The sequence below is a fragment of the Shewanella psychromarinicola genome, from assembly GCF_003855155.1.
Taxonomy (GTDB): domain Bacteria; phylum Pseudomonadota; class Gammaproteobacteria; order Enterobacterales; family Shewanellaceae; genus Shewanella; species Shewanella psychromarinicola.
The window spans coordinates 1988130-2013066 of sequence record NZ_CP034073.1 but is presented as its reverse complement, the minus strand read 5'-3'; the positions used below and the strand labels follow the sequence as shown (position 1 = coordinate 2013066).

Genomic DNA, 24937 nt, shown 5'->3' with positions numbered 1-24937 from the left:
CAAAAGTGTAACGATATAGTTACCTCGTATTGGTTATTGCTAATATGGCTAGTTAATAAGATTAATTTTATCATTATCACCCATACTGAGTCTCTCACACTGAATTTTAATTAAGGACAAAAATATGCTGCAACAACATTGGTTTATGTGGGGAATAGATATTTTTTCTGGTCTTTTATTAATGTTATTCTGGTTCTTGCTCATTGCGGTAATTTACATGTTTATCGCTGATAAACTGCAAACTAAACAAGCCATTCGGCATAACTACCCTGTCATCGGCCGTTTTAGGTATATTCTAGAAAAACAAGGCGAGTTTTTTAGACAATACTTTTTTGCCCAAGACCGCGAAGAGCTGCCATTTAATCGCGCCGAACGCAGTTGGGTATATCGCGCCGCTAAAAATGTTGACCGCACCATTGCGTTTGGTTCTACTCAGATCTTAGATAAACCGGGGGCAGTAATGTTCATGAACTCAGCATTCCCCATCAATGATCATGACACCCATAAAACCATCGCTGTCACCATTGGCCCCGATTGTAATCACCCTTACATAACCGAGAAAATTTGCCATATATCAGCAATGAGCTTTGGGGCATTGTCTCGTCCAGCGATTACAGCACTATCCCATGGCGCAGCAAAAGCAGGCTGTTGGCTCAATACTGGCGAGGGAGGATTAAGCCCTTACCATCTAAAAGGTCATTGTGATTTAGTATTTCAAATAGGCACAGCTAAATACGGTGTCCGTAATGCTCAAGGCCATTTAGACGCACAAAAACTCACCGAAATTGCAGCGCATCCTGAAGTCAAAATGTTTGAAATTAAGTTAAGCCAAGGTGCTAAGCCCGGTAAAGGTGGTATTTTACCCGCCATAAAAGTGACTGAAGAAATTGCCATTATTCGCGGGATCCCAGCGGGACAAGACTCAATTAGCCCCAATGGACACATTGAATTAAACAACGTAGCTGACATTGTCGATATGATAAATCAGGTAAGAGGTATTACCGGCAAACCAACAGGAATTAAGGCTGTGTTAGGCGATATGTCTTGGGTAACCGAATTCCTGGATGAAATTGAGCGCCGTGGTATTGAGCATGCACCAGACTTTTTTACCTTAGACAGTTCCGATGGCGGTACAGGCGCAGCGCCACAAGCTCTGATGGATAATGTGGGCTTACCACTACGACAGAGTTTACCGTTACTGGTTGATTTACTGAATGAACGCGGCTTTAAGCAACGCATTAAAATTATTGCTACGGGGAAAATGATCATACCCTCATATGTGGCATGGGCATTAGCCACTGGTGCCGATTTTATTGCTTCCGCCCGTGGAAATATGTTTGCCTTAGGCTGTATTCAATCGCTGCAATGTAACAAAGACACTTGCCCCACTGGCATTACAACTCATAATACACGACTACAAAAAGGCTTAGATCCTAAAGATAAATCGGTACGTGTCGCAAACTATAATCATTTTTTACACTATGATTTAATCATGATCGCACATTCATGCGGCGTAACAGATCCAAGATATTTAACCCGCCACCATGCTCGTATTGTGCAATCGTCTGGGGTCGCAGTCACTCTCGATAAACATTACCGACATATGCAATAGTGTAGGTCATGAACCCCAGTAAATTACAGGGCTCTAGTGCGCGGATTACTTTGCCGAAAATGAGAAAAGGTGTACAATATGTTTGATATTAGTCACAATAAGCAGTCTTAATGTGATTTGAAGAGACGTCAGTCCAGAGGGTTTCGTATTGAATATAAAAACGAATGCAGTAGATCTAAATGCAAAAAGCTTAAGTTTAAGCTGTAAAAACTGTAATCGAATGACAGAAATCGAAGGAGAATTAGTATGCTTTGAACAAGGCAAAATTAAACGTTTAACACTAGACCCTTCTCCAGCGGCACTGATAAAAATGGTGTGTATTAGTTGGCAGAAAAAGTAATCATTTTTAATCAACAGTCGAATTTGTCATTTTAGACATAACTGACTATATCCCGATCTTCTTCCAAGTGCTTTATCGACCAAAAATCCTAATGTTAGCGATTAAAGCCATAATGGCATCCCAAAAGATACACTGATATCAATTCATTAGCATCATAAGTCAGTGCAAATCGATATAACAGCATGAGTTGATTAGAGCGAGTCAAACAACAAAAGTGTGTCCTGCGTGTCATCATTTTGTTTAATTGGCTAGGTTATACAATACTCTTATCGAGATCACTATCCATCGCCTTAGCTAACGTCACGCCACGAGTCGTCACCCTTAAACCAGCACACAAATCGTTGTACACTATTTTAATTGCATCATCAGACATGTTACGCGTTTTTAGCATTGCCATAATAGCAAACCAATCTGTTGTCACTTGATGCCGGGTGCCTTCTAGCGCCGCAATTAACGCAATATTATGCACAAGTCATCTCCATACACGAATCTGCACCTTTAATAAAATCCAGTTGATTGAAAAACAATGTTATCTGAGATAAATAACTCACGAGTAAGGCTATAGATTAACTGCGTTAATCACTATCGTCAAAAAATTCATTAGCCATAAATCTAACAATAGGGTTTTAACACCATTCAGCGCTGTTAAAATGTTCCATTATAGAGTGCTTACGCTATAAAGAGGTTTTTAATTATGCCCCCACTTAACGACTTCGCTGGTGATAATTCTTACTCATGGTAAGAGAATGATAAACCCAAACGCCCGTTTTTACGCCACATCAACATATATACCTAAACGACCTCGAAATGTAGGCTCCAGCATATCAAGAAGTGACCGCGCTCAACGTTCTAGGAATAGGGCTGCTAGAGCGACCTTCGGTCGGCTAGGTACTCGGAATTAGCCGCACAGCATATTCGCATCTAATCCTCTCGCTTTTAGCTGGTATAGAATCTAGCCGCGCTAGCGTACTAGCATCTAATCCTCTCACTTTTAGTTTATATAACGCAGAAACATGTTTATCGACACTTAGCCCTTCGCCAGATTTTCTTGTTCATTTTGAATATGCCAAAGCCGAGCATAAAGCCCCTGTTGAGCTAATAAACTAGTATGAGTGCCATGCTCAACAATATTACCTTTACTCAATACGACTATTTGGTCTGCATCAATAATGGTCGATAAACGATGGGCTACGACTAAACTTGTGTGACCTTTTGCAGCATCTCGCAAGGCACTTAAAATAGCTTGCTCTGAGCGTGAGTCTAATGAAGACGTGGCTTCATCAAACACTAAAATAGGCGCACCTTTCAACACAGCACGAGCAATAGCAACACGTTGTTTTTCGCCGCCGGAAAGCTTTAATCCACGCTCACCGACCTTGGTATTGCCTTTATCTGGCAATGATTCAATAAAGTCGCTCAAATGAGCCAATTTAATCGCCGCGATAATCTCATCACGGGAAGCATCTGCACGGCCATAGCGAATATTCTCATAAATAGAATCGTTAAATAATACCGTATCTTGCGGTACTACTGCGATTGCTCTGCGTAAAGCTTGCTGGCTAAACTGACGCACATCAATACCATCTATAGTGATCGAACCACTGGCAACATCATAAAAGCGAAATAACAATTTAATGATAGTGGATTTACCTGCGCCACTGTCGCCCACTACGGCAATTTTTTTCCCTGCTGGCACCTCAAAACTGACACTTTTTAAAATGGCTCGTTGATCGTAATGAAAGCTCACATCAGTGAACTTTATCGCTCCAATGGTTGGGCTAATTTCTATCGCATCAACCTGATCTAATACTTGTGGTTGTTTGGCTAAAATATCAAACATGCGTTCAATATTGGCTAATGCACCGCGGATCTCACGATAAACAAACCCTAAAAAATTTAACGGAATAAATAACTGCATCATAAACGCATTAATTAATACAAAATCGCCAATAGTCATGGAATCTTGGCTCACTTCGTAGGCCGCCAACCCCATCATGGCAGTCATAGCAACGGCAATAATTAACGCTTGGCCACCATTAAGCGCAAATAACGATAAACGGTTTTTGCGCTTTGCCACTTCCCATTGCTCAAGCGCAGAGTCATATCGTTGCGACTCAAATTCTTCGTTATTAAAATATTTTACGGTTTCATAATTTAATAAGCTATCCACTGAACGAGTATTTGCCAGCGAGTCGGCTCTAGCGGCATCGCGCACATAACCTGTACGCCATTCTGTCGCCACGACGGAATAACCAATGTAGGTCACAACAGAGAAGAAGGTGATCAGCGCAAAACTCGCGCCATAGTTATAAAAGAAAATACCAATAACTAAGACAATTTCAAGCAGTGTTGGAACGATATTAAACACCATAAAGCGCATTAAAAAACTGACACCACTGGTGCCACGTTCAATGTCACGCGACAGGCCGCCGGTACGGCGATCTAAGTGAAAATCAAGATCGAGTCGATGTAAATGTTCAAAAACCGACCGTCCAAGGCGACGAATAGCACGTTCGGTAACCCGACCAAATAAGGTATCGCGTACCTCACCAATAATGACATTGAGCAAGCGAACCGCACCGTAGGCTAACACCAAACCAACAGGGACGGCGATTAGCTGCGTCGCTGATTGTTTATCGAGCGTATCGACTAAGTCTTTAAGGATAAATGGCAATCCAACACTCGCTATTTTAGCAACGATGAGGCAAATCATCGCCAGCAATACTCGCCCTTTAAATTCTAATAAATATGGCCATAACAATCGTAGAACTTGCCAATTTAACGTCCCTACCGGGCCTTCAAAATACGCAGAAGGTCTCATCTTTACTCCAGTTAATTACCGCTGTTATTGGCAGTGTTACGAATGGTAAACATTGATTGTCTTATTATATGCCATTTCCTTATCAGACTTACGTCACATTATAATGGAATGGATATTATCAAATTTTATTGATGTTAACCTTTTTAACGTCAAGTTTAGTAATACTTAAGGCTTACTAAAAATAGATTTTTATTAGTCAAAGATATAATTTTTGGGTTTATTTGTGTTTTTTTGTGCTTTTTTAAGCTAAATAGAGTTATTTCTGTGAGCATAATTTGCTACTCTTCGAGTACAAATAAAGGCCTGTTTGATGATTAACAGACAAAGATTTACTAACTTAAAGGATGCTTTATGTTGGATAACACAAAAATTCAGTACCCTCCATTACAACTAATACAAACATGGGTATGGATGATGATTGAATCTGATAACCCTGAACTGCAAGACAAAGGCCGTAATAATCTTATCTCGGCCTTTGGTAATCTAGCAAAGGCTAATGAATATCTCGTTGAATATACAAAAAAATAAGGCGCTCATTGCGCCTTATTTTTTGAGTGATTTTGCCAAAGACTATGCTTGACGACGGTCTAGTACACTTTGATTTAGGGTCGCTAAAAGCGACTCGGTGTCATCCCAACCGATACAAGCATCTGTAACACTTTGTCCATAACACAATGCACTGCCTTCAATTAAATCTTGGCTTCCTTCGACTAAATGACTTTCAACCATAACCCCAAATATAGCCTGATTACCTTGAGATATTTGGCCGGCAACATCCTTTGCTACCACCATCTGTTTTTTATAATTTTTGCTGCTATTGGCATGGCTAAAATCAATCATAATATTATCAACTAATCCTGACTTAGTCAGCTGATTAGCAATCTCTGAAACATGCTCAGCACTATAGTTTGGGGCGCGTCCACCACGAAGAATAATATGACAATCGGGGTTGCCTTTGGTCGATACAATCGCTGAATGACCAAACTTAGTCACCGACAAAAAGTGGTGAGGAGCATTGGCTGCACCTATCGCATCAATAGCCACTTTAATGGTGCCGTCGGTGCCATTTTTAAATCCAACAGGACAAGACAGCCCCGATGATAGCTCTCGGTGTACTTGCGACTCAGTGGTGCGAGCCCCAATAGCGCCCCAACACATCATATCGGCCACATACTGAGGCGTGATCATATCTAAAAACTCACCTGCGGTTGGTATTCCAGAGTCATTTAAATCGACTAATAATTTGCGCGCAGTGCGTAAGCCATCATTTAGTTGAAAACTATTATCCATATACGGATCATTAATTAAGCCTTTCCAGCCCACGGTTGTTCTCGGCTTTTCAAAATACACCCGCATCACGATTTCAAGCTGATCTATATACTGTTCACGTAACTTAACCAAGCGTTGACCATATTCTAAAGACGCAACAGGATCATGGATTGAACAAGGACCAATCACCACCAACAGACGATCATCTTTACGGGCTAAAATGTTATGAATGCTGTTGCGTGCATTGAAAACGGTTGCTGATGCATTTTCGGTTGCCGGAAATCGCTCTAGAATCGCAATAGGAGGAAGTAATTGTTTTATTTCATCAATACGAATATCGTCAGTTTGGTAATGCATAGTGGTTACAGCTCCGGCAAAACATTTTATTTATCTGATCCATTAAAAGGTAAATCAGATGATACGATTCATTAAAAATGATCAAAAACCATCGAAAAAAATGAACATGAATCTCCAATTTAACCAGTATCTATCGACAAATCAATCAAGTATTATTCATCGATACCGATAACAGATGCTATAGCAAGTCACGGGCAATACGGTAATAGGAAGTAATAGCGAATGAGACACAGTACCCCGATGTAAACTGAGTATTAAATAAGCCTATTTATAGATTTTTAGTAACCAATCACACTGCCAATCACACTGCCAATCACACTGCCAATCACACTGCCAATCAGCAGTATTATGAAAAGACACACTCATGATATTAATATGCTTTACCTTGGTTATTAACCTCATTCAACTCAACACAAACAAGATGAACCATTTAATATTCAGCTCGTTATCCAGAAGGTAATCACTGATTGAAAAACTAAAAACACCCATTACATTCAGCAAGTTACCATGGACATCAACCCCTCAGTGGCCGCTTCCATTGAGCCTAACGAAGGTTAACACCCATTAGTCGAATTTAACTCGTTGAGTGACAGTGGAACATGGGTTCAGGGCATCGGAAGATTTAGTTTATGCCGATAATATTAAATGACTATTTGATACCCAAAACTTGATTGAATATCAAAAATAGCGGGTTCTGCTTATCAAGCATTAACTTCCATATTGAATAAATTAACGATCTTAATGCTTTGTCTTTTTTAGGGTTTCAAAACTGAAAACAATACTTAGTCGATATGTTTAACGATTTGAGCAATGCCAATCCTCATATTAGTGAAATCACTGATCACAAAGCCAAGTGGTGAGGTTATTTAATCGTTACGTACATGAAATTATATTAGAAAAACAGATATTTGAATATTATCGCCATAAACTAAAATTAAAGCTCGACCCCCTTACCCCCGAGCAAAATCGCATTGTTCAACCCTGCCCAACCAACATTGTCTGTCATCAACCCATCATGACTAATCGAGTTAATAATGCCATTACGTCACCCAAGCAGTCATATCGCGACCTAAAAATACTCGAACTCGCATAACAAAAATAATGTTCAGCCACATCATTAAGCCCCTAAAAAGCATTAGTTCTGCTTCATTGCTTGCAGCTTAATTTGGTAGCGTTGTTTATTATTGGTGTCACTGAGTGCCAATGCACGTTTAAGATTTTTCTCAGCGAGTCGCTCCTCACCCGTTGCCCAATAAGCCCTAGACAAACCAAAATAAAACTCGTGCCGATAATCCGCTTTCTCAACAGCGCGCTTATACCATACGAGTGCATCTTGATATTGCTTATCAAAATACGCTTGTTGGGCCATGTCAAAATAATAAAATGGATTATTAATTCTCGCTAACTCAAGTACTTTATGCACTTCACGCCATTCCTCTAAACGACCTTGTTCACCTAAAATTAACGCTAAGTTATACAGTGTCGACAGATCTTGATCGTTAACGTGTAACGCCGAGCGGTAGACATTTTCAGCCTCATCCTCATAGCCCTTATGTCGATAGATAACCGCCAGTGTATTAATCGCAGCAACAAATTGAGGGTCTAGCTGAATGCTTTTTTTAACTAACGCATAAGCCAAATCGTAATCGGCTTTCACCAACGCTTCGGCGGCGATATTGTTATAGAACATTGCCGTTAATTGATGCTTATTGACTCTTTTTTTATGGTAAGCACGAACAGAGCGTTCAGGCAAAAAGTCCACTAGCATTTCAGATCTGCTAAATAGCACAATGTTGCTATTAACCGGAGGTAATAAACTTAAATTCACATGACCGTTAACTAAATAGAAACCACCGCGCCTATCCCAAATAGGTTCAACATCAATATCATGAAATTCAACCGGCACATTTAATACATCCGCTAACGCAGCCGACAATACAACTAAAGACATGCAGTTACCTTGGCGGCTGAGTACCGTTTCAGCGGCTGTGCGGGTAAAATGGTCTCGATATTCAAAGCCACCATTTTGTGCACCGATATACTGAGCCAACCACTCATTGGCCATCACACCTTGGCTACGGATAGTATTATCGGCTTGAAATTGTCGCCTGAGTTGTGTCACAAAATTTTCTGGCAATCGATAAATATCGTCAACAGTCACAACGTCAACAGGTGTGAACAGTTCATCATGAAACAAGTTATCAATATCAATTTTGTTGACCGACGACGGGGCTGATTGGCAGGCACTCAAACTAAAAAATAAAAACAAAAACAAGATATTAACCCACGCAGGTAATAAGTCATCACCATAATACGGGGGATCAACCTCTATTCCTTTTGAGTGATAAGTGAACATAATTCAGCCCTTAGATAGAAATAAGCTATCTAAAAGTATAGTCAACAGATGACCTCTCGGTCAAAAAGAACCGTCACAAGGTTGTAACGACTTATTAACCAACCGCTATTGGGATAATAAACGCTTATCAAACAGCTGAAGTATTCGAACTCTACCCTCTTTGCCCCCTTTATTAATCCCAGTGGGATTAACTATTGAGATGGGCCATCACTCATAGGCGGATCAATTTGTATATAAACGGGTTTATCTTGGTATTGGTAGGGACGATAAGATTGCAGGCCACAGCTAAAGTGGTCAAAGGGTAACGTCACGGCGACACAACCCAGGGGTAAGGATTGCAAAATGTTAATTTGCTCTTGCTGCCTTAACAATTCTTGCCATTGATGCTGTTGTGACACCAAATCGCGAACCGCAAATGCATCAAAGGCTTGTGATGACGGACGCACCACAACGGTGCCAGAGTAGCTATTGGCACTTAATAACACGACTCCAGCTAACAGACAAATCATCCATGGCTTCATTAATAACGTCATCACTCTTGTTATCCCAAAATGGCTATCTCATAACGCTAGCACATTGTCTCAGCTTCCCCAACAAAGCTTGATAACCTCTTTATTCTGGTGCATAAAAAAACAGAATCCTAATGTTAGGATTCTGTTCCAGGGTTATGTTTTATAATACGAATAAAGCGTATTAATCACTTAACCAGCGGTTTTAACACTAACAAACTCAGGGTAAGCATCTACACCACAGTCAGAAGCATCCATCCCGTTATACTCTTCTTCTTCTGTTACGCGGATACCCATGGTCATTTTAATCACAAACCAAACAACAAGAGATGCTGAGAATACCCAAGCGAAGATAATCGCGGCCCCGTATAGCTGGCTACCAAAACTCGCGTCTGCATTTGATAATGGCACCAGCATTAATCCTAGGAAACCAGCAACACCGTGCACCGAGATAGCACCAACAGGGTCGTCAATTTTAACACGGTCAAAAGCGATAACCGAGAAGATAACAACAGCACCAGCAACCAAGCCAATCACACCTGCCATTAACAATGACGGCGATAATGGGTCAGCGGTAATCGCCACTAACCCGGCTAACGCACCGTTTAAAATCATGGTCAAGTCTGCTTTACCCCATACCACTTTACACACGATAAGTGCTGAGATGGCACCAAATGCAGCAGCGGAGTTGGTGTTGACAAAGATTTTAGCAACTGCACTGGCGTTTTCTGCATCTGAAACTAACAGTTGCGAGCCACCGTTAAAGCCAAACCAACCCATCCATAAAATAAACATACCTAAGGTAGCCATAGGCAAGTTTGAACCAGGGATTGGATGAATTTGACCATCTTCACCGTATTTACCTTTACGAGCGCCAAGCAGCAACACACCAGAGATGGCTGCGGCAGCACCCGCCATATGCACAATGCCACTACCAGCAAAATCAACAAAGCCAGCTTCAGAGAGAAAGCCACCGCCCCATGTCCAATACCCTTCAACAGGATAAATAACCGCGGTCATTACCACTGAAAAAGTAAGGAATGACCACAGCTTCATCCGCTCAGCAACCGCACCAGACACAATTGACATTGCTGTGGCAACAAACACCACTTGGAAGAAAAAGTCAGATTCAAGAGCATGATCCGCACCTTCAGCTTGCGTGCCTATTAGTGAGCCAAAAGAAGGAATAAAGCCACCTTCAACATTATTTACATACATAATGTTATAGCCAACTAATAGAAACATGACACACGCAATGGAGTATAAGCACACGTTTTTAGTTAAAATTTCAGTGGTGTTTTTTGAGCGAACTAAGCCAGCTTCTAACATGGCAAAACCCGCTGCCATCCACATCACAAATGCGCCTGAAATAAGAAAATAAAATGTATCTAGTGCAAAACGTAATTCAGTTACCGTCAGCCCTAATTGAGTTAATTCTTCCATCACCGCCCCCTTATAATGCTTCGTTATCAAGTTCACCCGTACGGATACGGATCGCTTGTTCTAAATCAGTTACAAATATTTTACCATCACCAATTTTGCCGGTATGAGCGGCACTGGTAATCGCTTCAATAAGCATGTCCAAGTTTTCATCCTTGGTGGCAATTTCTAATTTTACTTTTGGTAAAAAGTCTACTTGATACTCTGCCCCACGATAAAGTTCTGTGTGACCCTTTTGACGTCCAAAGCCTTTTACCTCAGTTACAGTCATACCCTCAATGCCCATGCCTGCAATAGCTTCACGGACATCATCCAATTTAAATGGCTTGATGATAGCGCTGACGAGTTTCATCTCGACCTCCAAAAGTGTGAAAAAAAATGGTTGTTGTTTTGTTGTTGAATGAGTTAATTCAATCATTAGGCCACTTTTTCAACAGTCTGTTATATATGGTTTTTATTTTATTTTGTATTTTATTTGTTAACAGAACAGCACCAATCGAGTGCACAGAAAACAGCGCCGCATTGTTTTGGTGCAACTATTACCCCACCATTAATGGCACATAACAGCAATCGATTGATCTGCGACTTCTACGCCAAACACATAAAAAAACAGCCCTCAAATGAGGGCTGTTTGCTATATTGCTTCTGGTTTTACATGAGGTGAGTGTTAATGCTCACCGTAAAACTTATTAGTAAGTCGCTTCACGCTTTTTAGCTTCTTCTTTCCACTGAGGAACCAGTGTTTTCTTAAACTCAGCTTTTTCAGCATTCATGGTTTTCATGTTCATACCTAAAGCGGCTTGTGCTTTTGCTTTAGTTGAAGTGTCAGGGTATGCAATAGGTTGCTTAACACCTTTAGCACCTAGTAGCTGAGCCAATTTAACACGAGCATCAGCCGCTTTATCCAATGAAGTACCTAAAATACGTAATACTTCAGCAGGAGCATGAGTTGATGCACCATGAGAAGCAGTTGCGTAATCCCAACGCCATTGTGAATGACGAATATCCATTAGGATTGGCTTCATTTCAACTTCAGTTGCACCAGCATCCCACGCAGCTTTAGCTTCAAAGTGAGCTTTAACTAATTGAGTTTCAACACGTGCTTTTAAGTCTTGTGCTTTCTTTTTGCTTTCATTAACTTGCTTAACCATAAACTCTTTGCTTTGACTGTGACAAGTTGCACAGGTTTCTTCAAAGCGATCAAATGGGTTACCCACTTTATGGTCTGTAAATTTGCGGCCTTTGTCGTTAGTCACTTTAGGCATATGACAATCAATACAACTCACGTTATTTTGACCGTGCACGCCCATTTTCCAAGTTTCATAACCAGGATGTTGTGCTTTTAGCATAGGAGTTTTAGACACAGCATGGGTCCAATCAGAGAATTCCATGCTGTCGTAATACACTTCCATTTGCTCAACAGTCGTCCCCATATCCCAAGGGAATTTAACGAAACCAGGACGTTCTGCGGTTTTCTCGAAATAGTATTCTACGTGACATTGAGCACATACCATTGATTGCTTGTCTTTACGAGAAGCTTTATCAAATGGCGTATTCAATGTATCCATTGCGCGAGCCGCAAATGGACGTGACATGCGTAACTTTGAAGAACCTTTTTCATGACAATCGCCACAACCAAGCACATTGACTATTTCTGGACCGCCTTTAGCCCACTTACCACTGAAATAACCATCTTCACCTTGCTCTTCAATCACCCGAGGTACATCAGGGCTTTTACAGCTCCAACACGCCATTGGCATTGGACCATCTTGAGCATTTTTTGGCGCACCGGTACGTAATGAGTTAGTTACGTCAGTAACCGCATACATATGACCACGTGGTGCATTGTAATCTTTAGCGAAGCCGTAACCTGCCCATAATACAACTAGGCTAGGTACTTTTTCTAACATATCAACAACTTCTTTGCTTTCCTCAGTAGCATGCCAGCTGTCATATTGCTTTGAAAATTTATCTTTATAAACCTCATTACGCGGTTCGGTTTTATCACTCGCCATTGCGCCTGCAGCCATAAAACTGGCTGCAATCACTGCACCCAGTGCAATTGATTTTACATTCATCTTCATCACCCTTTATCTCCGTGTTACATTATATTTAATTTAATAATCACGACATCTCCAAGGTCAAAGTTAGCTATTTAATTCAACTTTAAATATACCCCTTATGGGGTATAGCGATGAAAGTTTGCGCCAGATCAACATGTAAACAGGATGTATTTCACAGTTTTGTAAACTTGTTAATGTTATCAACCCATACCTAATGTAGAACACACTATTGGACACGATATAAAACAATACTTTTGGCTTATTTTTAATCACTAATCACTATCAACAACAGGATTTTATGTTTACTCGTGGCAGCCTTACCTCCACCATTTTAAGCTTAATGCTTATGTTAATTTTGTTGTCATCAAGCTTAGCGGTATTTTCTATCGTCAATTTAACCTTCAGTTTAGGCGATGCCAAAGGGATTAATGCCTCGGGATCACTGCGAATGCAAAGTTACCGGCTCTTGTTGTATACCAATGCGGGCAGTCATAATACCGATAAAAAAATTACTGAATTTGAAAACACACTTAACTCTGAAGCACTTAAACGTTCCTTTGCTTGGTATAGCCCTGAAGAACTCAGAAACCAATACTTGGTGGTTATCGACAAGTGGCAAGTAATGAAGGTCTATATAGAACAAGGGAATACACAGCTTTACTCTAATTCATTGACCGACTTTGTCGACACCATTAACACCTTAGTATTTAAGATGGAACAGTTCGCGGCCTTTAAACTTAAGCTATTGGTTATTGGACAGATTATCGGCTTATCTATTTTGTTAGTTATCGCTTTCTTTGCTGTAGTGTTCACTCGTAAACGCGTTGTTAAACCGTTGCAATTATTAATGGACAGCGCCGCAACGATTTCTAAAGGTAACTTCAACGTTGAAATGCCTAAAACGGGTTATATTGAGCTGACGGCTCTAGGTAACGCATTGCAGAAAACGGCGGCTGAATTAGCCAGCTTATATGAGGATTTAGAAGACCAAGTAACGGAGAAAACCTTGGCATTAACCCGAGCAAATAACGAGTTAAAGTTTTTATACGACAACCTCGTAATGCTACATGCCGATAAACTTGACTATAAAGCATTGCAATCTGCAATCAACCAACTCAAATATTATGAAGACTTAACCTATCTCAGATTAATCGTTGAACATGATGACGGCTCTGAAGATGTCATTGAAGCAGAAGGCGGTTGGCCGAAAGAGTTGCAAGCTGAATCGGTACATTTTCCGCTATTGATAGAAAAGACACAGTTGGGCTATTTAGATGTCATTTCTAACCGACCATTAAACCAATTATTGTTTGAAAACTTTGCCATGATGTTAACGCGCTCCATTACCATCCATAATGCAAGTGAGCAACGCCAACAACTGGCGCTATTAGAAGAGCGAGCGGTCATCGCAAGGGAATTACATGATTCTATTGGGCAATTATTATCATTTTTGAAAATTCAAGTCAGTTTATTACGTAAAAGCCTTGGTAATAGTTGTCGTAGCCCTGAAGTAGAAAGCCAGTTGATGGAAATCAATGAAGGTGTCAGTACTGCTTATGTACAATTACGTGAGCTGTTATCCACCTTTAGGTTAACCATTAAAGAGCCTAATTTAAGTCAAGCGATTGAAGTTATGTTGGAGCAATTACGTCATCAAACCAATATCGATATCCAGTTGAACTACACACTATCAGCACATTTACTTGAAGCTAAACAACACATTCATATCTTGCAATTAATTCGTGAAGCGACATTAAATGCAATAAAACACGCAAAGCCTGCCCATATAGTGGTAGATTGTCAGTTGACTGAGAATGGCATGATTACTATTTCAATTTGTGATGATGGTATTGGCGTGACACATTTAGCAGAACGAGACCAACATTTTGGTATTGGTATCATGCATGAACGCGCCAACAAACTGAATGGTATCGTTTCGTTCAATAGTAATCCGCTTGGCGGCACTACTGTCACGCTGAGTTTCCCCCCTCAACAGGAGCCTTTAAATGGGTAAGCCGTATTCCGTACTTGTTGTCGATGATCATCCATTATTACGTCGTGGTATTTGCCAATTAATCACCTCCGACAGCGACTTTTCGCTTTTTGGTGAAACAGGCACAGGCATAGAAGCTCTTGCAGCCGTAGCCGAAAATGAACCCGATATTATTTTGCTCGATTTGAATATGAAAGGTATGTCTGGCCTTGATACTCTTAACGCTATGCGTCAAGAGGGAGTGACAGCAAGAATTGTCATTTTAACCGTATCCGATGCAAAACAAGATGTCATTCGATTATTGCGCGCGGGTGCTGATGGTTATTTGCTCAAAGACACTGAGCCTGATTTACTATTAGAGCAACTTAAAAAAGCCATGTTGGGTCACAGAGTCATTAGTGATGAAGTCGAGGCTTATATTTATGAGTTAAAAAACACCATTGACGATAATAGCTGGATAGAAAATTTAACCCCTCGTGAATTGCAAATATTACAGGAACTAGCCGAAGGTAAAAGTAATCGAATGATCTCTGATGATTTACACATCAGCGAAGGGACGGTCAAAGTTCACGTGAAGAATTTACTGCGTAAAGCGAATGCGAAATCACGCACTGAAATGGCTGTACGCTACCTTAATAATTAGCGCGTTAACAACCAAGTTCATACTCAACAAGGCCACTTCAATGTGGTTTTGTTGTTATTTATCGTTAATAAACGCTAACCAACTTTGCAGTACTGACTCAAAGTCTTCCAAACCACAATAAGACTCAGACTCGGCATCATATAAGTTCATAGCATCTTCGAGTTGGTATTTTTCATCAAAATCAATCACATTGGCAAAGACTCTAACCTGCTCAGTGTCGATGTCGATGGTTAAATCCCCACTGATATCTCGCCAATGAGTGAGAGTCCCTTTTTTAATGGCCGCTATTTGGCTAAGAATATAATTAGCTTTGCGATTATCATCACCGAGTTGTTCAGCAAACCATCGGCCTAGCACCTCGTGATCCATACTAAATTCAGCAAAAAAATTGCCTTCTAGGCGGTTACGACGAAACTGATATTCCATACTAGTACTCTTTTGTTAGCATTTTTTCTATTTTAACCGATGATTGGCCACTCTGCTGATCGTTAACTGATCAAATCGTGTATTTGATGGTTAAATGTTCGATAAATAAAGAATGTCATTCTACAAGCTCGTTTAAAACTTGGGCATGATTAAAAAGTAGCGTAAATTATTGCGATAGTGGTCACATGGAATCTCTGATAATGAATAATGGTTTTATATACAGTTTGTTGCTTACAGGGCCAAATGCTGGCCAGTCACTTACCATTGAACAAATAGCACAATGGCAGCCCACTGATGGGCTTTTGTGGCTACATCTTCGCTATCGTGAACCTAAAGCTCGTCAATGGCTCCTCAACTCTGGCTTAGATAGAGTTGAGATGGATACCCTACTAGCAACCGATACTCGTCCACGAGTATTAAGCTCAGAAAAAGGTATATTACTAGCATTGCGTGGGGTTAATTTAAACCCTGGGTCCGACCCTGAAGACATGGTTGCGGTGAGGATTTACGCAGAAGAATACAAAATCATTTCGACCTGCGAGCGTCAATTACAATCGGTGATTGATGTTGCTGATGCGATCACTCAAGGCAAAGGCCCCATTGATAGTGCGGCGTTTATTATGGCCATTTGTGAGCGGCTGACGCAGCGTAAAGTGGAGTTTATTGGCAAGCTTGAAGAACAGCTTGATGAATTAGAAGAACGGGTTGTCACTCAAGTGAACAAAACCTTGCGTACCGACATTGCTGAGCTGCGCAGGCAAACGGTAGTGTTAAGACGCTACTTAGCACCTCAGCGTGAAGCATTTTATCGTATGCTACAAGAAGCCAGTGAACTGTTTGACCATAATGACAAGGTCCGCTTGCGAGAAATTCACGAAACCCTGATTCGGGTCATTGAAGACCTTGATGCGATACGAGATCGTGCCAGTGTCACCCAAGAAGAACTGCAATCGCAACAATCAGAACAAGTGAACCAAAGACTGTATTTTTTATCGTTGATTTCGGCGGTGTTTTTACCATTAGGGTTTTTAACTGGGTTATTGGGCGTCAATATTGGCGGCATTCCTGGGGCTGAATCTAACTGGGCTTTTGCTGCATTCTGTGGCGGGTTGTTTGCGCTGATTGGCTTGCAAATGTACTTATTCTACCGCTTGAAATGGCTATAATCAGTGAGTCATCGCCCTTTTTATTCATAACGCGCCACGGAACCGCAATGAAGCACTCGCGGGATGAGGCTAGGTGATCTTTAGAAGATGATCGACAAGGTGGGCAACAAGCTAATGGCAATACCATTATTAGCTCGGTATAGCGAATGTAGCAAACCACCTAAGGTTGAGTCATGTCAAAAGGCTAAGTGAATCATTTATCCTGAGCCAAGATGAAAGGTTAAAGGTTAAACACACTACATTGTAAACAAAAAAGGACGCCGGAGCGTCCTTTTTGATATCCATATTTCAATCACTGAGTGACGGTAACATAGACGATATTACTTGGTTTCTGTTGCTGCAGGCATTTTTTCTACTGAGATTAATTCAACATCAAAAACCAGTGTTGAATTAGCAGGAATAGTGCCTGTATCACGTTCGCCGTAAGCTAATTCTGATGGGATAACAAACTTATACTTAGCGCCTACAGGCATTAACTGTAAACCTTCAGTCCAACCAGGGATAACACGGTTTAGTGGGAATTTAGCCGTTTCGCCGCGAGCATAAGAGCTATCAAACTCGGTACCATCGACTAATGTACCACGGTAGTGCACTTCAACAGAGTCTTCTGCTGCAGGTTTGTCGCCGCTACCGGCTTCTAATACTTCATACTGCAAACCAGATTCAGTTGTGGTCACACCTTCTTTCGCTTTGTTGTCTTCTAAGAACTTTTTGCCTTCAGCAATCGATTTAGCGGCTAACGCTTCTGCTTGCTCTAAACGCTTGTCGTTTAATTTTTTGTCTAGGTTTTCTAATACAGTCTTCATTTCTTCTTCAGTTAACTGCATTTCTTCGCCTAAGCCATCGCTAAAGCCTTTAATCACCATGGTGCGGTCAACAGCAAAACCTAATTCTTCTTGCTCTTTAATGTGGCCCGACATGTATTTACCGATTGAACCACCAACACTATATGCTTCTTTCTGAACATCAGTTGTTAGCTCAACTTTCTTTTGGGCAACGTCTTGTGGTTGATTACACGCAGTAAGGCCTACAACGGCTAATGCAACTAACGATAATTTGTAAATAGATTTCATTAAAGCTTCCTCAGCATCCTTTAGTGGTTACAATAACCTTAATACATTCAATCAATGAGATGTTTAAGTGGTCATGTTTATTTGCCACTCTATACTAGTTAAAACGGTTATACCATTGGGCAAACCTTATATGACAATGTTTAGGACAACAATTCAAGGAGCAAGTTCATGATACGCGTTCCAATGCTGCTTTTTTGGTCAATATTTGTCCTAACAGGTCTATTAACGGCATGCCAGCCTCCAGCCACCAAAGTACAGGTGATTACTACCGATGCCAGTTACAGTGCAAGCCTATCTAATGATGCCAGTATTGCCCTGGTTAGTACGGCTCACAACGGTGTACAAGTATGGGATATCACCACCTCAACCCTGTCCTATCAGTGGCTGCAAGGTCAGCAGAAAAATACCAGTAACGTCATTGAGACCGCAATATCGGCTAATAACCTCTATGCCGCGACAATCAGCAGTCACTCGCTGGCAATATGGCGATTAACCGATGGGTCTTCCGTGGGATGGTGGTCGTTACCCTCTTATGCACAAAGCGTCGCCATAGCCAATACAGGCCAAACACTTGTTGGTTTAGTCGATGGCTCAGTGATGTCATTGTCACCAGAAAAAGCGCGCCTAATCCAATTTTTGGGCCATCAAGAAAAAGTCAATAGTGTCTCCATTAGTGCCGATGGTAATAAGGCACTCAGTGGCGGTAATGACGGTAAAGTGCTTCTTTGGCAAGCCCAAACGGGTCAACCAATCCAGCAATGGCAGTTAACCTCTCGTATCACTAAAGTGGTGATTAATGATTCTGGAACACTCAGCTTTGCCAGCGATATCACAGGTAATGCAACGCTATGGCAATCGGGTACAGGTAAACCAATCAGTCATCTGGATATTAACCGACGCCAAATGACCTTTTCAACTGCTCGCTTTGTTAATCATGACCAGCAATTACTGACAGGCACGCCATCAAGAGAAATTTTTTTATGGCAAATTAACTCAGGCAAGCGACTTTCACGTTGGCAAGTTCAGCTGAGTAAAAACACCCAAAACAAAGGCGCTGTAGTATACTCTGCCGCAATGATAGCACCAGGATCAATAGTCAGCATTAGCAGCCAAGGTCTCGTTGAGTATTGGCAGCATTAATTAATCAATAAGAGGTCAACATGGATCGCGTTTTACAAAAGATTGATGATCTTGAAATGAGATTATCATTTCAAGACATCACCATTGAAGAGTTAAACCAAGAAGTGATAAAACTCAATGCACTGGTTGCCAGACAGCAACAGCAAATGCTATTAATGGTTAATAAACTACATGCTATTGAGCCCAGTAATATGGCGTCTCAGGTAGATGAAACACCGCCACCGCATTACTAAAGCCTTGCTGCGAAGCGGCATAACTCAGGCTAGCATAACTCAGGCTAATAGATGGCTATCATCTTAAGCTGATGTTGAGCCAATGTGGCATAGACAGTCATCAAACCGAGTGGATCATAAGTAAGTATGAATGACCTATTTGCAAGTAATAACGATCTTAAACGATAGATTAATGCAGCTCGTCGTTAAACGCGAACAACAAGGATAGCCGTCACCTATGCAGCTAAAGCCATTACTCAGCATTGCTACCACAGGCGAAGAAATACTGACTCAAATTGCTGAGCCCGTGACGGTTTTTGACCAAGCATTACACACTTTAGCCGACAGCATGCTCAGCACTATGCAAAATGCAAACGGGGTCGGTATTGCGGCAACGCAAGTGTTCAGTCGCGCGGCGATGTTCATCATGGCATCAAATCCAAACGAACGTTATCCCGATGCGCCCTTAATGGCCCCAACTGTGGTAATAAATCCTCAAATTTTATCGGCGTCTACCGCAACAGAAGCGGGTATAGAAGGCTGCTTGTCGATTCCAGGTCAGCGGTTATCTATTTGGCGACATAGCGAAATTGAGGTTCAATATCAATCACTTGATGGCCAGTTATATCAACAAACATTAACGGGTTTTGTGGCGCGTATTTTTCAACATGAATATGACCACTTACAAGGCATTACCTTACTTGAACGGGTCAACCTTATCGCAACGCAGGTACAGGTGACACAATGTTAAGAACATTCTGTGCTTGGTTGATCCTCTGTTTTGGCCTGTCCGGTTGCGCCTTTAACAGTGTCTTTGTTAATTATCCGTCGCAAATAGCGTCATACAAGCAGCAACTCAGTAGCGAGACGCCAACCGCAAACATCACCGATTTGGCCGGCAATATTAGTGGCAATGATGGCTTACTTTATGCCCAAGAATCTGGACGTATTATGCAAATAGCGGGTGACTTTACCCGCAGTAAGACTTATTACCAGCAAGCCATAGACGCCTATCAAGTCTTTGACGATAAAGCCACTGTCAGTGCCAGTAAACTCGGCGCAGGGGCCAGCAGTATTTTATTAAATGATAATGCCATACCTTATCGAGGTCCGGGATATGAGCGCATCATGCTGCATCAATATCAGGCGCTTAATTATTTATTCAGTGGCGATGCTCAAGGAGCATTAGTGGAAGTTCGTCGCAGCAATGAACTGCAAAGCATGGAACAAGCTCGCTATCAACAATCTCAAAAGTCAGTGCAAGATATGGCTAATGGCACTATTAATTCGCAAATGGCGCAATTAAGTAAGGACGCTGGCAGTGTCACCAGCTCGTTTCTTAACGCCTACAGTTATTACACCACCGGGTTATTACACGAACTCGCTAGCGAACCTAACGACGCGTTTATTGATTATCGAAAAGCAGCCCAAATCACCCCAGATAATGTCTTTTTACAACAAGATTTAGTCCGTTTAGCCAAACAACTGAATATGCCTCAATACGATGAATTTAAACGTCGCTGGGGAGATGCTGTCTTACCGACACCGGAGCAAGGACAAGTCGTATTTATTGTTGAACGTGATTTTGTACCAGAAAAACAAAGTATTACAGTACCGTTCCCCATCAACGGTAATTTACAATCCGCCTCATTAGCGACTTATCAAGCGCAACGTCAGTTAGTCAATAACAGCCAAATTCAAGGTTTAGGTGCGCCACTAACCGCTCAAACTATTGCTAACATTGATGCTTTAGCCATTAATGCGTTAAAAGAAGATTTACCCGCGGCTCTGTTTCGCCAAGCCGCAAGAGTTTATGCTAAATACCAAATGAACCGAAGTGTCCAAAGCAGTGGTCAAGGTGGCAATAATCCAATTGACGCCGGCGCCATTGTGATGCAACTTTTTAATGTAATAACCGAACAGGCCGATCGCAGAAGCTGGTTAACCTTGCCACGCCAAGCACAAATCGCCAGACAATTTATTGATGCCGGCAACTATAATATTCGCTTAAATAACAGCCAAAGTGTAAAAATAGAGGTAAAACCACAGCGATCAACATTAATTTGGGTCATCGAGACTGGCAATCGTACCCGTTTTTATTCGATAATCATCTGATGGACGATAATCGTTTATCAACTGTCACTCATCACCAATGGAATTTATTATGAAAAATTTGAAACTGATATTTGTATTAGCTGCAGTGATGGCACTTTCCGCCTGCCAATCAAAAGTAGAGTATGGTGACGCCACTGAAGTCGAAACCGTCAATGAAAACTTTGGCTCAACCGATCTGCAAAACATTGCCGCTAAGATGGTCGACAGTATGATGGCATTCCCTCCTGTGGTGGTGATGACACAAAGTAACCGCCCAATTGTGTTTGTGGATAAAATCAAAAACAAAACCTCTGAGCATATCGATACAGAATCAGTGACCGACACCATTAGCAACAAGTTATTACGCTCTGGTAAGTTCCGCTTTATTGATATGACTAAGGTTGATACCGTACGTAAACAACTTGATTATCAAAACAATGCTGGCATGGTAGACCCATCAACTGCGATTAAATTTGGTCGCCAAATTGGCGCGCAGTATATGCTTTATGGCAACTTATCGAGCATCGTTAAACAAGATGGCAGCACCAAAGACGTATATTACAAAATGACCATGCGCTTAATGGATCTTGAAACAGGCCTCATTGAATGGTCAGATGAAAAAGAAATTCGTAAAGTAAAATCAAAGTCATTTTTAGGCTTGTAAAACGCCACCACATAGCACTAAAGCCGACATTGTTGTCGGCTTTTTCATACATTTAATAATAAGTTAGGAACACTAACGTGAAATTGTTATCCACCCAATTGTTTCGTTCACTAGTCATCAAAACCAGTCTCATCGCATTATGTTGTGCCAGCGTTATCAGCTGCAGCAGTTCACCGACTACCTCATCATTACAACGGAATGGTTCGGCCTACATCAGCCAAGGGCAGGCACAAGCCAGATCCAGCCTAGTATCGAATGTACAATATGAACTAACCTTCTTTTTAAGTGAACACAGCCAATTCAGTGCCAAATCCATAGCCCACTTTGACTTAAGCAGCGTACCTAAATTACTCACACTCGATCTCAATAAAGTCAATATTAAGCAGTTTTTTATTAACGGTATTAAGGTCTATCCTAATTACAATGGTGCTTATATTACCCTTAATCAAAGCTTATTGAATGAAGGTAGTAACACTATTGAAGTTGAGTTTACCCGTGAACACAGCACCAATGGCGAAGGCCTACATCGTTTTGTCGACCCAGTAGATGATAAAGTTTACTTGTACTCACATTTTGAACCGGCCGCGGCACAACAAATGTTTGCAGTATTTGATCAACCGGATCTTAAAGCCAGTTATCAAATTAATGTGCATGCTCCAAAAGACTGGCAAGTGATCAGCGCCATGCGCGAAGCCAGTGTGGTTGACCAAGGCGACAGCAACTTATGGACTTTCCCTGCTACGCCCAAATTAAGCCCATATAACTTCTCTATGCATGCCGGCCCGTACCATGTGTGGGAAGACAATTCAGGCCGTTACCCCATGCGCCTGTTTTCACGTCAATCTGTTGCTAACCAAGTTACCCCACAAGATTGGTTTACCTACACCAAGCAAGGTTTAGACTTTTTTGACCGCTATTTTGGCATTGCCTATCCGTTTAAAAAATACGATCAAGTATTAGTGCCAGACTTTCTCTATGGTGCGATGGAAAACGCCGGCGCGATTACCTTTTCTGAAGACCGTTTCTTATTTAATGCCAAAATGACGGGTGAGCAAAAAGAACGTTTAGCTGGCGTTATCATGCACGAAATGGCCCATCAATGGTTTGGCGATCTAGTGACCATGAAATGGTGGAATGGCTTATGGTTAAATGAAAGCTTTGCTTCTTTTATGGGCACGCTGGCAACGAGTGAAGCCACCGAATTTAGTCATGCATGGCGCACCTTCTACGCCTCTGGTAAACAAGCCGCTTACCATCAAGACAGCTTAGTGACCACTCACCCCATTGAAGTGCCCGTGGCCACCAGCCAAAATGCCTTTGATAACATTGATGCCATTACGTATCAAAAAGGCGCATCGACCATCAAACAATTGCGTCATTTACTCGGTGAAGAAACCTTCCGCCGTGGTGTGAGCCAATATTTACAACAGTACAGTTACCAAAATGCTGAGCTCAATGACTTTATCAACAGTCTAGCCAAGGCCAGTGGCCGCGATCTGCGTCAGTGGACTCAAGAATGGTTGTATGCCGCTGGCGTCAATACCATCAAGGCGCAATACACTTGCCAAGACAAGCAAATTGACTCGTTTGCTTTAGTGCAGACCGCTGATAATAGCCAACACCCCACACTGCGCGAACAACGGGTGCAAATTGGATTATTTACTCAAAATAGATATGGCCTAGAAAAACAACAATCAATTGCCGTTACGTACAAAGGCGCCTACACCGAAGTAGAGCCATTAATTGGCGAGGCTTGCCCAGATTTGGTCTATCCAAACTATCAAGACTGGGGATTTGTGAAAGTGGAACTAGACTCTAGTTCGTTTAGCACGGCCAAACAGTCTCTAGGCCAAGTGAGCGATCCGCTATTACGTTCTATGTTGTGGCAAAGTATGTGGGACAGCGTAATTGATGGTAAGACATCACTGGATCAGTTCATCAATATCGCATTAATTAATGCCCCACTGGAAAAAGACTACACTATTTTAGGTCAAGTACTTGGCAATCTGCAGCGAGCCAAAAACTACCTTGATCTCATGGCTCCAATGCATGGGAGTTACAACAGCAGAATATCAAAAGCATTAAGCCAAATGAGTCTGCGTATGAGCATGGAAAGCTACCGCAATCGCGACTTCCAACGCCGTTGGTTCGATGCTTACATTAGTTTATCTAGCCATGGTGATGCGTTAAAACATATTCAATCTTTACTGCAAAGTAAGAGCCATATTAAAGGTCTAAACATAGATCAAGACATACGCTGGGCAATGATCAGACAGTTAAACCGTTATGATTATGGCGACGCTAAGGCGTTACTCGCCCAGGAAAAACATCTTGATCAATCTGACTCAGGTGAAAAAGCGGCGATTGCAGCTGAAGTGATCCGCCCGCAGTCATCGCTTAAACGTCAGTGGTTAAACACCATTGAAAATAATGACAACATGCCTTTCTCTAAAATTCGTATCGCGATGAACAATCTCTACCCTGCAGAACAAAAACTATTCAGTGCCGCAACCGCAGATCAACGCTTTGCCAACTTGGCATTAATGGACGACAAAGGCCCAGTATTTATGCGCAGTTTTGCTGCGCAATTAATTCCGACAGATTGTAGTTCAGTGAACATTGATGCGATTAGCTACGCCTTAGATACGCAAACGGGCTTATCGCAATTAGCGAGACGCGCGCTACTCGAAACCCGCCAACAAGAGCAGCGCTGCATAAAGATAAAACAAACGTTAAAGTAATCCGTTTTTAACGATTTA

The 24937-nt window shown here is 41.6% G+C and carries 22 protein-coding genes; 12 read left to right on the top strand and 10 right to left on the bottom strand.

Annotation, left to right across the window (positions count from 1 at the left end):
* Positions 1–124 precede the first annotated feature (124 nt).
* On the top strand, positions 125–1612 hold the full coding sequence (locus EGC80_RS08740) for an FMN-binding glutamate synthase family protein (protein WP_124012412.1): 1488 nt from the start codon (positions 125–127) through the stop codon (positions 1610–1612).
* 148 nt (positions 1613–1760) lie between these two features.
* Positions 1761–1952, top strand: coding sequence for a hypothetical protein (locus EGC80_RS08735; protein ID WP_101034238.1), 192 nt, complete (start codon positions 1761–1763; stop codon positions 1950–1952).
* A gap of 253 nt (positions 1953–2205) precedes the next feature.
* On the opposite strand, the gene EGC80_RS08730 is transcribed toward EGC80_RS08735, so the two are convergent.
* Together EGC80_RS08730 and EGC80_RS08725 are read right to left on the bottom strand one after the other, a co-directional pair.
* Positions 2206–2421: a hypothetical protein gene (locus tag EGC80_RS08730; protein ID WP_101034237.1), complete on the bottom strand. Its 216-nt coding sequence runs from the start codon at positions 2419–2421 to the stop codon at positions 2206–2208.
* Positions 2422–2979: 558 nt separating this feature from the next.
* Complete coding sequence (locus EGC80_RS08725; protein ID WP_101034236.1) at positions 2980–4773, bottom strand: ABCB family ABC transporter ATP-binding protein/permease; 1794 nt, start codon at positions 4771–4773, stop codon at positions 2980–2982.
* Between the two features lie 351 nt (positions 4774–5124).
* Between EGC80_RS08725 and EGC80_RS08720 the strand changes: the two genes are divergently transcribed.
* The gene (locus EGC80_RS08720) at positions 5125–5301 is read left to right on the top strand and encodes a hypothetical protein (RefSeq protein ID WP_101034235.1); all 177 of its coding nucleotides are present in this window, start codon (positions 5125–5127) and stop codon (positions 5299–5301) included.
* A 42-nt stretch (positions 5302–5343) separates the two neighbouring features.
* Here EGC80_RS08720 and aroG read toward each other — a convergent pair whose 3' ends face one another.
* From aroG to nrfA, 6 genes are all read right to left on the bottom strand, one after another.
* A complete protein-coding gene (gene aroG / locus EGC80_RS08715) occupies positions 5344–6399 on the bottom strand; it encodes a 3-deoxy-7-phosphoheptulonate synthase AroG (protein WP_124012413.1) in 1056 nt (351 codons plus the stop codon).
* 1135 nt (positions 6400–7534) lie between these two features.
* Complete coding sequence (locus EGC80_RS08710) at positions 7535–8755, bottom strand: tetratricopeptide repeat protein (RefSeq protein ID WP_124012414.1); 1221 nt, start codon at positions 8753–8755, stop codon at positions 7535–7537.
* Positions 8756–8946: 191 nt separating this feature from the next.
* Complete coding sequence (locus tag EGC80_RS08705; RefSeq protein WP_233768651.1) at positions 8947–9288, bottom strand: hypothetical protein; 342 nt, start codon at positions 9286–9288, stop codon at positions 8947–8949.
* Between the two features lie 168 nt (positions 9289–9456).
* Positions 9457–10707 (bottom strand): ammonium transporter, encoded by a 1251-nt coding sequence (locus tag EGC80_RS08700; protein WP_124693468.1) that lies wholly within the window; start codon positions 10705–10707, stop codon positions 9457–9459.
* A gap of 10 nt (positions 10708–10717) precedes the next feature.
* Positions 10718–11056 (bottom strand): P-II family nitrogen regulator, encoded by a 339-nt coding sequence (glnK, locus tag EGC80_RS08695; RefSeq protein ID WP_011636110.1) that lies wholly within the window; start codon positions 11054–11056, stop codon positions 10718–10720.
* A 337-nt stretch (positions 11057–11393) separates the two neighbouring features.
* Positions 11394–12782: an ammonia-forming nitrite reductase cytochrome c552 subunit gene (nrfA, locus tag EGC80_RS08690; RefSeq protein WP_206191826.1), complete on the bottom strand. Its 1389-nt coding sequence runs from the start codon at positions 12780–12782 to the stop codon at positions 11394–11396.
* 283 nt (positions 12783–13065) lie between these two features.
* On the opposite strand from nrfA, the gene narQ reads away from it, so the two are divergent.
* Positions 13066–14781, top strand: coding sequence for a nitrate/nitrite two-component system sensor histidine kinase NarQ (gene narQ / locus EGC80_RS08685; protein WP_101034230.1), 1716 nt, complete (start codon positions 13066–13068; stop codon positions 14779–14781).
* Entirely contained in the window at positions 14774–15403 is a 630-nt protein-coding gene (locus EGC80_RS08680) for a response regulator (protein WP_124012417.1), read from the top strand. The genes narQ and EGC80_RS08680 overlap by 8 nt, the downstream gene beginning before the upstream one ends.
* A 54-nt stretch (positions 15404–15457) precedes the next feature.
* On the opposite strand, the gene EGC80_RS08675 is transcribed toward EGC80_RS08680, so the two are convergent.
* Positions 15458–15829: a YacL family protein gene (locus tag EGC80_RS08675; protein WP_101034228.1), complete on the bottom strand. Its 372-nt coding sequence runs from the start codon at positions 15827–15829 to the stop codon at positions 15458–15460.
* 200 nt (positions 15830–16029) lie between these two features.
* On the opposite strand from EGC80_RS08675, the gene EGC80_RS08670 reads away from it, so the two are divergent.
* Positions 16030–16995 carry a zinc transporter ZntB gene (locus EGC80_RS08670; RefSeq protein ID WP_101034227.1) on the top strand — a complete coding sequence of 322 codons (966 nt, stop codon included), beginning with the start codon at positions 16030–16032 and terminating at the stop codon, positions 16993–16995.
* Between the two features lie 320 nt (positions 16996–17315).
* Here the strand turns inward: EGC80_RS08670 and fkpA are convergent, their stop codons facing one another.
* The gene (gene fkpA / locus EGC80_RS08665) at positions 17316–18068 is read right to left on the bottom strand and encodes an FKBP-type peptidyl-prolyl cis-trans isomerase (protein ID WP_124012418.1); all 753 of its coding nucleotides are present in this window, start codon (positions 18066–18068) and stop codon (positions 17316–17318) included.
* Positions 18069–18236: 168 nt separating this feature from the next.
* Between fkpA and EGC80_RS08660 the strand changes: the two genes are divergently transcribed.
* From EGC80_RS08660 to pepN, 6 genes are all read left to right on the top strand, one after another.
* A complete protein-coding gene (locus EGC80_RS08660; protein WP_124012419.1) occupies positions 18237–19208 on the top strand; it encodes a WD40 repeat domain-containing protein in 972 nt (323 codons plus the stop codon).
* Between the two features lie 20 nt (positions 19209–19228).
* Positions 19229–19441, top strand: coding sequence for a SlyX family protein (locus tag EGC80_RS08655; RefSeq protein WP_101034224.1), 213 nt, complete (start codon positions 19229–19231; stop codon positions 19439–19441).
* Between the two features lie 217 nt (positions 19442–19658).
* The gene (gene def, locus EGC80_RS08650) at positions 19659–20171 is read left to right on the top strand and encodes a peptide deformylase (RefSeq protein WP_124012420.1); all 513 of its coding nucleotides are present in this window, start codon (positions 19659–19661) and stop codon (positions 20169–20171) included.
* Positions 20165–21535, top strand: a complete 1371-nt coding sequence (locus EGC80_RS08645; RefSeq protein ID WP_124012421.1) for a COG3014 family protein — start codon at positions 20165–20167, stop codon at positions 21533–21535. The genes def and EGC80_RS08645 overlap by 7 nt, the downstream gene beginning before the upstream one ends.
* A 49-nt stretch (positions 21536–21584) precedes the next feature.
* Complete coding sequence (gene lpoB, locus EGC80_RS08640; protein ID WP_198554786.1) at positions 21585–22178, top strand: penicillin-binding protein activator LpoB; 594 nt, start codon at positions 21585–21587, stop codon at positions 22176–22178.
* Positions 22179–22255: 77 nt separating this feature from the next.
* A complete protein-coding gene (gene pepN, locus EGC80_RS08635) occupies positions 22256–24919 on the top strand; it encodes an aminopeptidase N (RefSeq protein WP_124012422.1) in 2664 nt (887 codons plus the stop codon).
* The last annotated feature ends 18 nt before the right edge of the window (positions 24920–24937 follow it).

Coding starts and splice junctions, on each gene's coding strand:
- EGC80_RS08740 (WP_124012412.1), top strand. CDS start 125: ATGCTGCAACAACATTGGTTTATGTGGGGAATAGATATTTTTTCTGGT.
- EGC80_RS08725 (WP_101034236.1), bottom strand. CDS start 4,773: ATGAGACCTTCTGCGTATTTTGAAGGCCCGGTAGGGACGTTAAATTGG.
- EGC80_RS08720 (WP_101034235.1), top strand. CDS start 5,125: ATGTTGGATAACACAAAAATTCAGTACCCTCCATTACAACTAATACAA.
- aroG (WP_124012413.1), bottom strand. CDS start 6,399: ATGCATTACCAAACTGACGATATTCGTATTGATGAAATAAAACAATTA.
- EGC80_RS08710 (WP_124012414.1), bottom strand. CDS start 8,755: ATGTTCACTTATCACTCAAAAGGAATAGAGGTTGATCCCCCGTATTAT.
- EGC80_RS08705 (WP_233768651.1), bottom strand. CDS start 9,288: ATGACGTTATTAATGAAGCCATGGATGATTTGTCTGTTAGCTGGAGTC.
- EGC80_RS08700 (WP_124693468.1), bottom strand. CDS start 10,707: ATGGAAGAATTAACTCAATTAGGGCTGACGGTAACTGAATTACGTTTT.
- glnK (WP_011636110.1), bottom strand. CDS start 11,056: ATGAAACTCGTCAGCGCTATCATCAAGCCATTTAAATTGGATGATGTC.
- nrfA (WP_206191826.1), bottom strand. CDS start 12,782: ATGAATGTAAAATCAATTGCACTGGGTGCAGTGATTGCAGCCAGTTTT.
- narQ (WP_101034230.1), top strand. CDS start 13,066: ATGTTTACTCGTGGCAGCCTTACCTCCACCATTTTAAGCTTAATGCTT.
- EGC80_RS08680 (WP_124012417.1), top strand. CDS start 14,774: ATGGGTAAGCCGTATTCCGTACTTGTTGTCGATGATCATCCATTATTA.
- EGC80_RS08675 (WP_101034228.1), bottom strand. CDS start 15,829: ATGGAATATCAGTTTCGTCGTAACCGCCTAGAAGGCAATTTTTTTGCT.
- EGC80_RS08670 (WP_101034227.1), top strand. CDS start 16,030: ATGAATAATGGTTTTATATACAGTTTGTTGCTTACAGGGCCAAATGCT.
- fkpA (WP_124012418.1), bottom strand. CDS start 18,068: ATGAAATCTATTTACAAATTATCGTTAGTTGCATTAGCCGTTGTAGGC.
- EGC80_RS08660 (WP_124012419.1), top strand. CDS start 18,237: ATGATACGCGTTCCAATGCTGCTTTTTTGGTCAATATTTGTCCTAACA.
- EGC80_RS08655 (WP_101034224.1), top strand. CDS start 19,229: ATGGATCGCGTTTTACAAAAGATTGATGATCTTGAAATGAGATTATCA.
- def (WP_124012420.1), top strand. CDS start 19,659: ATGCAGCTAAAGCCATTACTCAGCATTGCTACCACAGGCGAAGAAATA.
- EGC80_RS08645 (WP_124012421.1), top strand. CDS start 20,165: ATGTTAAGAACATTCTGTGCTTGGTTGATCCTCTGTTTTGGCCTGTCC.
- lpoB (WP_198554786.1), top strand. CDS start 21,585: ATGAAAAATTTGAAACTGATATTTGTATTAGCTGCAGTGATGGCACTT.